Annotated in this window: 13 protein-coding genes; 6 read left to right on the top strand and 7 right to left on the bottom strand. The window is 47.8% G+C overall.

Annotation, left to right across the window (positions count from 1 at the left end; translation table 11 throughout):
- The first annotated feature begins 69 nt into the window (after positions 1-69).
- Entirely contained in the window at positions 70-1,359 is a 1,290-nt protein-coding gene (locus tag C5O22_RS06280) for a class II aldolase/adducin family protein (RefSeq protein ID WP_132780359.1), read from the top strand.
- Between the two features lie 236 nt (positions 1,360-1,595).
- Complete coding sequence (locus C5O22_RS06275) at positions 1,596-2,012, top strand: bacteriohemerythrin (protein WP_132780358.1); 417 nt, start codon at positions 1,596-1,598, stop codon at positions 2,010-2,012.
- A gap of 169 nt (positions 2,013-2,181) precedes the next feature.
- On the opposite strand, the gene C5O22_RS13795 is transcribed toward C5O22_RS06275, so the two are convergent.
- A complete protein-coding gene (locus tag C5O22_RS13795; protein ID WP_486389491.1) occupies positions 2,182-2,463 on the bottom strand; it encodes a CHY zinc finger protein in 282 nt (93 codons plus the stop codon).
- Here C5O22_RS13795 and C5O22_RS13650 point away from each other — a divergent pair.
- From C5O22_RS13650 to C5O22_RS06260, 3 genes are all read left to right on the top strand, one after another.
- Entirely contained in the window at positions 2,365-2,568 is a 204-nt protein-coding gene (locus C5O22_RS13650) for a hypothetical protein (RefSeq protein WP_243692884.1), read from the top strand. The genes C5O22_RS13795 and C5O22_RS13650 overlap by 99 nt on opposite strands.
- Before the next feature lie 125 nt (positions 2,569-2,693).
- Positions 2,694-3,875 (top strand): hypothetical protein, encoded by a 1,182-nt coding sequence (locus C5O22_RS06265; protein ID WP_132780357.1) that lies wholly within the window; start codon positions 2,694-2,696, stop codon positions 3,873-3,875.
- A 64-nt stretch (positions 3,876-3,939) separates the two neighbouring features.
- The gene (locus tag C5O22_RS06260; protein WP_132780356.1) at positions 3,940-4,605 is read left to right on the top strand and encodes a protein-L-isoaspartate O-methyltransferase family protein; all 666 of its coding nucleotides are present in this window, start codon (positions 3,940-3,942) and stop codon (positions 4,603-4,605) included.
- Positions 4,606-4,651: 46 nt separating this feature from the next.
- Here C5O22_RS06260 and C5O22_RS06255 read toward each other — a convergent pair whose 3' ends face one another.
- Positions 4,652-6,220 (bottom strand): beta-propeller fold lactonase family protein, encoded by a 1,569-nt coding sequence (locus tag C5O22_RS06255; RefSeq protein ID WP_132780355.1) that lies wholly within the window; start codon positions 6,218-6,220, stop codon positions 4,652-4,654.
- Between the two features lie 174 nt (positions 6,221-6,394).
- Between C5O22_RS06255 and C5O22_RS06250 the strand changes: the two genes are divergently transcribed.
- The gene (locus C5O22_RS06250; protein WP_207895353.1) at positions 6,395-6,982 is read left to right on the top strand and encodes a flavin reductase family protein; all 588 of its coding nucleotides are present in this window, start codon (positions 6,395-6,397) and stop codon (positions 6,980-6,982) included.
- A 12-nt stretch (positions 6,983-6,994) separates the two neighbouring features.
- On the opposite strand, the gene C5O22_RS06245 is transcribed toward C5O22_RS06250, so the two are convergent.
- From C5O22_RS06245 to C5O22_RS06225, 5 genes are all read right to left on the bottom strand, one after another.
- Entirely contained in the window at positions 6,995-7,561 is a 567-nt protein-coding gene (locus C5O22_RS06245) for a Mut7-C RNAse domain-containing protein (protein ID WP_165910433.1), read from the bottom strand.
- Positions 7,554-7,940 (bottom strand): GGDEF domain-containing protein, encoded by a 387-nt coding sequence (locus C5O22_RS06240; protein ID WP_132780353.1) that lies wholly within the window; start codon positions 7,938-7,940, stop codon positions 7,554-7,556. The genes C5O22_RS06245 and C5O22_RS06240 overlap by 8 nt, the downstream gene beginning before the upstream one ends.
- On the bottom strand, positions 7,898-9,865 hold the full coding sequence (locus C5O22_RS06235; protein WP_132780352.1) for a substrate-binding domain-containing protein: 1,968 nt from the start codon (positions 9,863-9,865) through the stop codon (positions 7,898-7,900). Before C5O22_RS06235 ends, C5O22_RS06240 begins: the two co-directional genes overlap by 43 nt.
- Positions 9,866-9,997: 132 nt before the next feature.
- Positions 9,998-10,915, bottom strand: a complete 918-nt coding sequence (locus C5O22_RS06230; protein WP_132780351.1) for a hypothetical protein — start codon at positions 10,913-10,915, stop codon at positions 9,998-10,000.
- Positions 10,912-11,613 (bottom strand): hypothetical protein, encoded by a 702-nt coding sequence (locus C5O22_RS06225; RefSeq protein WP_132780350.1) that lies wholly within the window; start codon positions 11,611-11,613, stop codon positions 10,912-10,914. Before C5O22_RS06225 ends, C5O22_RS06230 begins: the two co-directional genes overlap by 4 nt.
- Positions 11,614-11,620 lie beyond the last annotated feature (7 nt).

Genomic DNA, 11,620 nt, shown 5'->3' with positions numbered 1-11,620 from the left:
GTACCGGTGGGCGTTAGGTGTTCCTGATTAGGGCCCTGGGCCCACCGGTTGTTCTGAGGAGGAATAGGTATGCGCTTTGATATGCTCCATCCGGCGGATCAAATTGTGATGATCATGGAACGGGTATACCAGTATGGTATGACGACGACTTCGGGGGGAAACCTTTCTATAAAAGATGAAAATGGAGATATTTGGATCAGTCCCGCGGGGGTTGATAAGGGATCGCTACGGCGGGAGGATGTGGTATGTGTGAAGAAAGATGGCTCAGTGGTGGGGCACCATCGTCCATCCAGTGAATTTCCCTTTCATAAAACCATCTATGAACGGCGTCCAGATCTGGGGGCTATACTCCATGCTCATCCACCGGCCCTTGTAGCCTTTAGTATCGTGAGGAAGATACCCCTTACCACCCTTATCCCTAACGTACAGCTTGTATGTGGTCCGGTAGCCATGGCTCCGTATGCGGTACCGGGGAGTCAGGAACTGGGGGAAAATATTGCCGCCGTGTTCGAAAAAGGAATCAATACGGTGCTCCTCGAAAACCATGGTATTGTAGTAGGTGCCGCCGACCTCTTCAGGGCTTTTATGGCTTTCGAAACACTGGATTTTTGCGCGCGCCTTGAAATTTCGGCCCGTCGTATTGGGATCCCCCGGGCCTTAACACAACAGCAGATCGATGTAAGTTACCGGAAACAAGCGGTTCCAATGGAGGAATTCGAACCCCTGGGGATAACAAGTGAAGAACGTTCTGCCCGACGGGATATGTGTACCCTGATCCATCGCGCTTATGATCAGGGCCTTTTCTCCAGTACCCAGGGGACCTTCTCCCAGCGACTTGAACAAAATGACTTTATCATTACTCCCTATGGGAAAGATAGAAAATACCTGGAACCGGAAGACCTTGTTCGAATCCAGAATGGCAGGAAAGAAAAGGGAAAAACACCGAGTCGTTCTGTCCTGTTGCATCAGCGGATCTACGAATTACATCCTCATATCAATTCAATTATTATTGCCCATCCCCCATCGGTGATGGTCTTTGCGGTAACAGAGGCCCGTTTTAATTCTCGGACCATACCAGAAAGTTATATCTTGTTGCGCACTATTCCCACAGTGTCCTTTGGATCAACTTTTATGGACCAGGAAAAGGTAGCACGGAGCTTTTCCAAAAAAACTCCTATTGTGATGGTGGAAAATGATTGTATTATTGTGACAGGCAGCACCCTCCTCAATGCCTTTGATCGACTCGAGGTGGCCGAGTATAGTGCAAAGGCTTTGATCGCGGCCAGTGAACTTGGAGATGTGGTGGCTATCAATGATGCACAAGTAGCGGAATTGGAGGCGGCCTTTCACCTGGACTAAAAAGAAACAATATCAGAATATGGAGTTTCCTTATCCCTGTGTGGCAGAATATAAAGAAGAAGGCCGTATCTTCATAGAGAGTAAGAAGGGCCTATCATGGTTCTGGGAGTGTAAAGGCTTGTATGTATAGGTAGAGGGTGTGCATATGCTGTTACAATGGTTTTCCCCCAAAAAGGCCTGCCCAGGACTGAATATCGAGAGTTGAAAATCTTCGTAAAGATTACTATGATTGAACCATGGAATTGGTAGAATGGAGTGATAAGTATTCCGTAGGGATTCCTGAAATCGATGAGCAGCATAAAAAATTATTGGATATAGCGAATCAACTTTTTGCCGCCTGTGTACAGGGAAAAGATGCCGCCCAAATGGAATTCCGTCGCATTGTAAAAGAGGCGGTAAAATATGTGCAAACCCATTTTTCTTTTGAAGAAGAACTGATGAAAAAGGCGGGGTATCCTCTCTATGCGGAACATAAGGCAGAGCATGCTGCCTTCGTTGCTAAAGTCCTGGAAGGGGTTCGGGATTTTGAAGGTGGTAAACCCTTTGTTCCAAACAATTTTGCCCGTTTCCTGCGGGATTGGACCCTGGAGCATATTGCTATTACAGATAAGCAATATGAAAACTGCTTAAAAGCCCATCTGGGGCAAAAATGAGACCCATTAAAAATGAAACCCATAAAAGAGAAGATGTTCAGGGACTTCCCGTTATGAACAAAAAAGGATAAAGAGGCCTTGTATTTTCTGTGCATAGAGAGCAGAGGGGCTAGCTGGGAAGTTTGGATAAACCATTTTTCGATGAGCAGCTTTCGTATATTCCCAGGTTTTACGATTTGGGGGTAGAAAGGGTGTTTTCGTTGCCACAACCCTCGGGTATTTCAAAGTAGTAGTGAAGATGGGTTTTGCACCCCGGATTAAATTGGGCTCCACAGAAGGGACATGATGATACTCCGAGGTACTCCGCAATAGATAGTTCCTTCCCACACACCCCGCAAAGAATAGCCTTTTCATGAAATTCACCTGGGGTCCATCGTTCAAGGGGATGGGACTCACACTCCATATGGCAGAGGTGGCAGGGGTAGTATTTCTTACAGCATTTAAACTTAATGGCTATGACATCAAGGGGCCCGTGGTAGTGTATACAACGGGTTTGGCTGTCTATTACCGGCCCATAAACTGGAATCTCCGCTTTTTTCATTCATTCTGGTTGTAACCGAAAAAAAGGTCTTTGCCTAGGGGGCGCAAAGGAGCGAACTATTCTTGAGGTTCTGCTATTCCTATAGTATGATTAGAGGTACTCTATATCTCCCTAAGTGAGTAGAGAGAGGTTCAGGCTCGGTGAAAAAAGAACAGGTATCTCTTCATAATAAAAAACCCCAGAGCTCTAAAGAAAAGGGAAAACAACGCCCGTGGCTTTTTCTCTTAGTGGGTCTCTTGCTTCTTTTCATCGTAGGGGGCACTGGAATCGTTTCCTATGGCTGGTGGCGTGCTAAGACCACCGCCTTGGTTCAGGGGGACCGGGCTTTAATTAAAGTACTTTCTCGCTGGCTGCAAAAAGGGGATGGTTCTCTTCAGCCCTTTACGTCTGAGCAGGAACTCCCCTGGTATTTTCGGGGGGAACGGCAGAAACAGTCCGTTATCAAGCTCCAGGAACTGAGTGGATGGGAAGAAGGGCCTCTGGCAGGGGCTTCGTTGCTTGCCCCTACCGGCTCTCAGGAAAAAAAACTTTTCTTTTTTGACGGCTATGGTCTTTTTGTCCCGGCGGGTATGGAGAAAACCGGCCTTCCCTTTCCTCAATTTTTAATCCAGGGAGGACATCTCCTGCTGATTGCCGGGGCCGACGACGGGATTCTTTTTGCCTTTCTTTCTGCTCTTTTTGCTCATCTTGCCCCTTCTAACACTCCTTCGCTGCCAGAGCTTTTGAGGCAAGCCATCGCTGAGAATAACCCCTCGCTGGTGGGATTTGATGCGGCCAGTATGATGCATCTTGACGAGAACGCCCCTTTCTTTTCTCAGAAAGGGGGAAAGGCCCTTCTTGCTTTTTTAAGAACCTGTCAGAAGGAGGGCCTCCTTACGGCCCAATGGCAATTTTACACCCAGGAAGATATCCACAACGATTTTCAATGGTATGAAAAGCCCCTTCTCTTTGGTCCGTACGGGTATAAAAAAGGACCCTTTAGTAAGGAACTTGCGTTTTACCGCATCTATCCTTCCTTATATAATAAAGGGCCGATGCCAGTTCGTGTATACACGGCCCGTCTCTATTCCTTGAATCCAAAAAGCCAGGAATCTCGTCTTTTTACCCAACTTACTGCATCGGAGGCTCTCCAGGTGCTTAATGAAGAAACCCCCTTCCTTACCCTGAGTCTGGTCGGTCCCTACTTAAACCAGGAGCACCGCTCCCTCCTGGATGTCATGGCCCAGGGCACCCTTTTCCCCCTGGGCAGTGAGCAAGAAAGAAAAGAAAACGCCCTTCTTCTTCGTTGGTTAGAGGCCCTGCGGAACCTGCTGCGAACCTAGGATCTCTTCTGGGAAAGGGATGCCTTTAGGGGCTCCTTTTAAGACCTTGAGGAAAGGAAAGTTTATGCCCATCAATCATGAAACAAATCATGATTTACTAGAAGTGGTACGAAGAAGGGCTCCCACCTACCTTGACACCTCTCCCCGGTCAGAACGGGTGCTTGCTGCCATGGAACGGGTCGATCGGGCCCTCTTCCTTCCTCCTGACCAGCGCCGCTGGGCGTACCATGATGAGCCGGTCCCCATCGGACATGGGCAGACCTGCAGTGAGCCCAGTATGGTAGCCTTTATGCTGGACAAGCTGGATTTGCAACCGGGGCAGCGGGTTCTGGAAATCGGTACAGGCTGTGGCTATGCTGCCGCCATAGGGGCCCTTCTTATTGCTCCGGGAGGAACCTTCTATGGAATTGAGCGGATCTCCGAACTTGCCCAACAGGCCCGGCAAAATTTGGCGGGCCTCCGGGATCGGGTAGTGATTATTGAAGGGGATGGTTCCAGAGGGCTCCCCTCTCAAGCTCCCTTTGATCGCATCCTTGTTTCCGCCGGAGTAGAAGGAAAGGAGCGTCCGCGACTGGAGGCAACTCTTCTGGCCCAACTGATACTAGGAGGAATTCTGGTATATCCCGAAAGTCATGGAAATTTGTATGTAGTGGTAAAAGATCCGGGAGGAACACAGAGAAATACCTATTATGGAGTTTCCTTTGTGCCCCTTGTTTCTGACAGTCCCTAGGAATCGGGCTTTTGGTTAAGGGGTATCGATGGCATTGACCTGCTCCTTAGGGGAGTTTTGTTTCCGGTGAAGGACCGGAGGATAGGCCTGGTGGAGAGGCCGCTCCCTTTGAAAGGGGTTCCAGAAAATCCCGAATCCAAAAGAGTTCTATCGTATTGTCGAGGAAGTTAGAAAGGGCAAGGTACGAGCCGCTGGGAGACACATCGAGCCCTGTGGGTTGGTTACCGGTGGAAAATTCGTGGACTACCTTCCCTGCTTCAAGATTGATAACCGCGATGCGGCCGCTGCGGGGGCTGCGGAGAAGATATGAGTCGGGGTTGTTCGGCCCCCGGCAGGAGACAAAAAGCCATTTTCCGTCGGGACTCAGATCGATAGTATTGGGATTGTGATCTACCGTAAAGGTTTTCTCAATGGAAAAGGATGCTACCCTGATCTGGTACACCCGATTTTTCGCCATGTCGGACACATAGGCCCATCGGTTGTCAGGGCTGAGTACCACGTGGCGAAGATTAGAGCCGGCAAACTTGAGCCGTTGAATTGGTTTCCATGTGGTGGTATCAAATTGAATAAACGTCCCTCCATCGTAGGTCGTTACCAACAAAAAGGATCCATCGGAACTGAAGGCAAGTCCCCGTGGTACCGGATCGGTGGCTAGCCGCGTTTGCACCGTTCCCGTCGGAATGTCAATAATCGAGACGGTATCACTGAGCCAGTTGGATACGGCTACTACCTGTTTTGGTGCGGACCAGGCCATAAATTTGGACCAGCTTCCTCCTGTCGGAATACTCCGTTGGTAGATAAAATCGGGGTAGCGGTATTCATACATTCGGCCAGTGGTCATCTGGCTTATCCAGAAGAGGATGGTCGCCGTCTCTTTGCTCTGTTCAGCCGCGGGGGAAGCTGGCTCTTCAATGAAAAGGGCCTCCACGTAGCCCCGTTGTTTTTGGGGATCCGGTGGAGTGATGCGTTCTATGTGCGGTTCCCCATGCAGAGCATCCGCTATATCAAGCACATCGAACCCCTCTTCATCCAGAAGGGGAATACAGAGTTTTTGTTCGTCGGGGCTGAAGACCACCTGTTTGGGTTGGGCACCACAGGGAAAGATTCCAATCTGTTTAAAGGGAGTTCCCTCGGGATGGTGGCGTAGGCGGAATTTCCCCGGCCCCTGGACATAAAGGCGGCACCACTCGTCGGCGTAACCTTCCCGAACAAGCCGGATTTCCTGGAGCCCCGTCGGCAGTTCTGTGGAAAGCGGGGTGTTTCCCAGGTTTTTATTTTGCCAGAACACAGTAGAACTCCCTTCTTCAAGGTCGATGGTAACGGGAAATGATTGGGGCTCCAGGGTGATACTCAGATGGGAGGGGCCGAATAAATGGGGCCGATAGAACAGCTCTTGAGGTTTGTATCCATCTGCCTGGACCTGGAGGGTAAGCTCTTGTGAAAACCACGGAAGGGAAAGGGGGTGCTCGCTGGTGATCTCTTTCCCATTCAGAAGAATCCTGGCGTTGGGGGGATAAACCGTAAGGTGTAACGAGGGCCGCTCAACCCTAAAAAATATCGCCCCCGCCATAAGTATTGCCCCCGCAAGAAGAAAAAAAACTATTTTTCGGACCAAGGGAAACCTCCTCACGACGGAGGGAGACTTCTTGGTTTCTCTGTGTCGCCTCCCCCTGTACCATCACACCTGTTCAATAGTATAGTAAAAAGGGCTAAAATATGGGAACCATGTTTGGTTTTTTTGGGCTATCTTTTATTTGCAGGAGATTCACAGGAGGAGGGAAAAACACCGATGGCCAGGATGGAAGAATCAACAGGGTCCTATCAGAGTGGAGGGTATGGAGAAGGAAATTCTCCAGGAGTACGAAAGGAAATACCCCTCTCTGAATTTCACTACGATCCGCTCCAACTAAAAACAGAATGGCTCCTGCTCTGTGCGGGCGAGTATGCCTCAGGGCATTTTAACGCCATGACCATTAGCTGGGGAAGTTATGGTCAGATCTGGGACCGGATGTTCTTTCAGGTGGTGGTGCGGCCCACGCGGTATACCTATGAATTTATGGAACGGTACGATACTTTTACGCTTTCGGCCTTTGCGCCTGAAAAATATCGAAAGGCCCTAAGCCTATTAGGAAGTCGCTCTGGCCGGGATGGCGATAAGATTAGCCTGGCGGGGCTTACTCCTGTTTCTTCGTATCGTGTGGCGGCCCCTTCCTTTGCAGAGGCCTATCTTGTCATAGAATGTAGAAAGATATACTGGCAGGACCTGGATCCTTCCCATTTTTTGGACCCCGCCATAGACCAGAATTATCCCCGGCAGGACTATCACCGGGTGTATTTCGGGGAAATTCTGGCGGTATCGCAGGGGGCATTGCGCTAAGGGAGGGTATTTTTACTCGGCCCTGGGAGAAAGAAGGCGGTTTAAAAGGCCTTCCATGGTTCTGAAGTGGTCCCCCTTCCAGAAAAGCTTCCCACAGGCAGAGCATTGATAAAAGGTAGGGTACTTGTCTCTTACTGAGGCTGGCAGCTGATGGTATACCATTTCTCGGGGCACCGGTTTGATTGGTTCCCCACAGAGGGAACAGCGACTAAAGGGACGAACCGATGGGAGCAGGTTAAAGTGCCAGAGAACCTCCCGGGCCTGTTCATAGGGGTCGGTAGAGGTAAGAAGAAGGCCCTGGCTAATCTTTTTCCTTCGTAAAAGCCCCCTGTCTCGACTGAGCACGATGGCAGACGAAGCGGCGGCCCGATCGGCGATTTCTCGATCCTCTAAATCGTTTCGATAATATACTGAAAATCCCAGAAGGCGGAGTATTCGACTTAATTTTCCGAGGTGAACATCACAGATAAAGGTAGGTATGGATTCTTCTGGGGGCGTTTGTTCGGAAACGATATTATCCCATTGCAATAAACTTCGGCCAATTCGGCTTTGTTCGACTGGTTTATCTTTATTATTCATGGCGGAAATAAAACCGGTCCTTTTCCTCATATAGGTTCTTATCCGCCATATCAAAAAGTTCCTGAAGGGGCACAGGCTCTTCTGGGTTTGTTGCTGCCACCCCATAACAAAAAGAAATAGCATAAGGTTTCTGGAGTTTTGCGTTAATACTTTCTAAGTTTTCTTGTAATCTTTTTTGTATTATGGGAAGTTTTTCAAGGCTACAATCAATGGCCAGGGCTACGAGTTCATCGCCTCCCCATCTTCCAAGGATATCGGTAGATCGAAAGGTCCTTTGCAGAACCGTGGCGACAGATTTTATGGTAAAATCCCCTTCTCCGTGACCATAGTGGTCATTTATTTTTTTAGGCCGTTCACGTCGAAAAAAAAGAGAACACATGGACGGAGACTGCGTTTGTTTATATTAAATACTTTTTGGGCTTCCGTAAGAAAACCACGGCGGTTATACAGGCCTGTTAGTTCGTCAATTATCGAAAGCCCTTGCAGTTTCCGGTTTAGTTTCTTTATGGTATCTAATGATTTTTTTAGTTCCGCCTTTGTTTTTTCTTCTTTTTCTAAGATTAGGGTCCCTTTTAGTACCATGGCGGCCTCTCTTCGAAGGATGTTCATCGCAATTGTATCTTCTGGAACAGGAGATGCGCCAAGGTAGCCAAGAGACTCAAATTCGTAGTAGAGGGGCAAGATAATAGAAGAGCCTTTATTAGCTAAAAAGTCCTTGGGGTACAGGGTTCTCGTCGTTATCATTCTATTCTCCCAGGAAGAAACGGGTACGCCATCTTTATAGAAAAGAATTATCTTTGACTTTGCCGGTAATTTCCAGGATAATCTTCTATCCCACTGTACCGTACTGGAATAAAAACACAGAAAGAAATTCTCGATATGGATCCGGGAAAGGGTATTTTTTAGATTTGTAATGAGATCCTGGAGATTAAAGCTCACGGTGATAAACTGACTTGCATACTCGAACTCTTGAAAGTGTAATGTAAAAAGATAGGATTGTCGTAAAAAAACGCGCTCTTTTACCTTATGAATATAGGAAAGAAGTTCGGCGATTAGGGCTGTCTTTATTTGAGAATGCCCGTTTCCCTGAGAGGAGAAGGATACCCTCTGTAATTCAAGGAGATGGGATTCGAGTAGAGATACCTCCGGCAGAAAATGAAGCACGATTTCCTTTAATTCTTTCTTAGGACGTTTCTCAGCTAGTACCTCTTCCAGGGCTGTATCAAAATGACGTAAAAGTTTACTATCCCTAAAACCTTCAATAGTTCTGTAAGAGGAACTTTCAGTGTCTTGAAAGGTGTTTTTTCCTTTCTCTTGAAAAGAGGTAATGTCTTGGGGGACCTGCAGAATGTTATTGGCGGATTTCTGAAGAAGGAAAAAGAAAGAAGATAGAGAAGGAGATGTATCAAAACATCCACAGGACTCTCGGCGAATAAACGATGCCTCGATAGAGATTTCGGAGGGTGGGGTATTCATAAGGGCTGAGGTACCTGTCCCTTCGTTCCGAAATTGACTCATATAGTCTAAGGTAGCTGTGGCCATTTCTTGCAAGGGTTGTCGGATTGTGCTCAAAGAAGGAATAGACACAGCACTTTCCCCAATATCATCAAATCCGATGATTTTTACCTGTTGAGGAACAGCAATCCCATGGTGTTGTAGGCATTCTAGCGCTCCCAGAGCCATAAGATCGTTTGCTGCCAGGATGGCATCGGGTAAGGATTTACCTGTGGCGATATACTCATCTATGACGTGATATCCGCTAAACCTTCCATAATCACCCTGAAGAATCAGATCTTGTTCATAGGGTAATTGACAGCGTTCCAGGCCCCTTTGGTACGCAAGAAAACGTTCATTGGCTTCTTCAGAGTTTTTAGGTCCCCGAATAAAGCCTATCCGTTTAACTCCGTGATCCTGGACAAGGTGTTCAATGGCAACATAGATAGCCTTTTCGACACTGAGCCGGACACAGGGGTATCCCGAGAGGGGATACGAAAAGATAATGAACGGTATCTGTCCCTTATCAAAATAGCTGAGAAAAGTATGAATAGTATTTTCATCTATATAAGTAAAAAGGGTAGAGCTAATAACTACTCCCGCAAAACGCTGTCGATGGATGAGCGCATAGATAGAGTTACTGGCAGCTTGGTACCCATAGGGGGAACAGAGGCTATAGCCTGCAAAAAAGGAAAGATGAACATTTCGTTTTTCTCCCGCCCGGGTAAAACAGGAAACAAGGTTTTTTTGGTATTCATCATCAAGGGTACTGAGAAGAACGGCAATGCTTTGAGGCCCCTTGGTTTTCATACAATAAATATACACTTGTTTTGGCTAGCTGGCCAGCTTGCATGGTTACTCATCTGGCTGGGAAACCTCCGATAGGATCTTTTTAGGAATTCCGGGGCGCGGAATAGCGGGTTTGGTATATTCGATGCATTTCTAGAATATCTGAAAGCTTATGCCAGTGGTAATCTTCCATTGGGTGAGATCAAAGGGCTCCACTACATATTCCAGGTCAGTTCCAATAAAATATCCACTGGTATACCAGGGGGATGAGGCCAGACTGAAACGCAGTTCCCCCTTTGCCGTACCGTTATAGTTCATCTCCGTCCACTCTGCCCCGTGGGAAAGATTGAATCCCAGCCAGGAAAGCGGTTGTACCGCCAGGTCCACTGCGATTTGCCAGGAAGCGTCTGTATCCATGATATCGTGCTGGTAAAGACAAAAAATACCCAGATTTATCGGGAAGGGGGGGTACCAGGAAAAACCGATTTTTGGTCCCACGGACCATGATACAGGAGTGTAGTGTGAAAATGAGGCTGAGATGAGTACAGATGGTTTGATTACCAATTCTCCCTGCAAAAAGGAAGCGGAAACTGTGCCGGTATATACGGTATCGTAGGTTTGGCCAAAGACAACACTGGCTTCCCCCTCAAGCTGAAGGCTATAATCGGTGCTGTTATGAATACCTACCAAGCGAGCTGTTATACTTCCTGTTGGTGCCGTGTTTGTTGTTCTGTCTTCCTGAAAGACTCCCTGCATACCCACAAGGTATATCCAGCGCCCTATTCCCAAAGAGAGTTCAGCCCCGCCTTGAACTGTGGCTTGATACTCATGCAAAGACTGCCACCATGCGGTATCGGCAGAACTAAAAAGAGAAAGAAGCCTATTATCTCCCAGGAGGGTATCGTGAGAAAAACCTACCTGTCCCGTATATAAAGGTCCCACCTGTATATCTTCAGCGGGCGAACCATATCCTACAGAGGGTTTTATGACAAGTTCGGCCATTACGGTCTGGGCGAGCATACACATGAATAAAAAGTAGAATCCCTTTGCAGAGGAAGGATACTTTCTCATGGGCGTTGACTCCTTCTTTCTATCTCGCGGTCTAGATATGCAAGGCCGTTTCCACTATCAAGGCTCCCGATAATCAATTTTATAAGGGGCTCTCCCTGAATTTGTTTCCCCCTTGCTCGGACCGTAAAGGATTGTAACTGCGAAAATTGTGGATCCTGAAGGGTGCTCCGCACAAGGCATTCCGAAAGGGGCCGTAAAAGGTCTGCCGGCGCTTGGGCTATCGCAATAACTCTCAGGGCTGTGGAGAGGGCATTGATAGCCCGATTAGAAGATTTGTCTATTAAACTTGCATATTCAAGGACCGCATCAATGGTATCCACGGGAATACCCCCTTGTAAAAGCAACGAAGTGGTTCGTAACAGGGACTGCCTGTCCCCAGAGACCCTACGGCCTGGTTTTTTTAATAGGGTTGTGGCTGTAATTAGGCGGTCCACCTCAGTTCGCAATGCTTGGACCAACTGGGTCCCTGTAACGCGCTTTGCCGCCCCTTCCTTTAATTTATCTACCAATAAGTCTCCGGGAATTTGCTGACGCTCTGCTTCGTTGATGATTACCTCTAACTCGGAGGCTACCTCCTGATACAAAGCGCCCGTACTACTGTGTAACCAATTACGCGGACCATATTCTGCCCATGCAGAGGACGTGAAAGGAAGAAAAAAGACAAACAAAATAAAAAGACGTTTCTTCATCGATTTCATTAATCGT

Origin of the sequence: Treponema sp. J25, assembly GCF_004343725.1 — a bacterium.
Classification (GTDB): Bacteria; Spirochaetota; Spirochaetia; order Treponematales; family Breznakiellaceae; genus J25.
This window is presented reverse-complemented; position numbering and strand designations above follow the sequence as displayed.

Excerpts from the sequence above, each read along its gene's own strand:
- C5O22_RS06280 (WP_132780359.1), top strand. The coding sequence starts at position 70 with ATGCGCTTTGATATGCTCCATCCGGCGGATCAAATTGTGATGATCATG.
- C5O22_RS06275 (WP_132780358.1), top strand. The coding sequence starts at position 1,596 with ATGGAATTGGTAGAATGGAGTGATAAGTATTCCGTAGGGATTCCTGAA.
- C5O22_RS13650 (WP_243692884.1), top strand. The coding sequence starts at position 2,365 with ATGAAATTCACCTGGGGTCCATCGTTCAAGGGGATGGGACTCACACTC.
- C5O22_RS06260 (WP_132780356.1), top strand. The coding sequence starts at position 3,940 with ATGCCCATCAATCATGAAACAAATCATGATTTACTAGAAGTGGTACGA.
- C5O22_RS06250 (WP_207895353.1), top strand. The coding sequence starts at position 6,395 with ATGGCCAGGATGGAAGAATCAACAGGGTCCTATCAGAGTGGAGGGTAT.
- C5O22_RS06245 (WP_165910433.1), bottom strand. The coding sequence starts at position 7,561 with ATGAATAATAAAGATAAACCAGTCGAACAAAGCCGAATTGGCCGAAGT.
- C5O22_RS06240 (WP_132780353.1), bottom strand. The coding sequence starts at position 7,940 with ATGTGTTCTCTTTTTTTTCGACGTGAACGGCCTAAAAAAATAAATGAC.
- C5O22_RS06235 (WP_132780352.1), bottom strand. The coding sequence starts at position 9,865 with ATGAAAACCAAGGGGCCTCAAAGCATTGCCGTTCTTCTCAGTACCCTT.
- C5O22_RS06230 (WP_132780351.1), bottom strand. The coding sequence starts at position 10,915 with ATGAGAAAGTATCCTTCCTCTGCAAAGGGATTCTACTTTTTATTCATG.
- C5O22_RS06225 (WP_132780350.1), bottom strand. The coding sequence starts at position 11,613 with ATGAAATCGATGAAGAAACGTCTTTTTATTTTGTTTGTCTTTTTTCTT.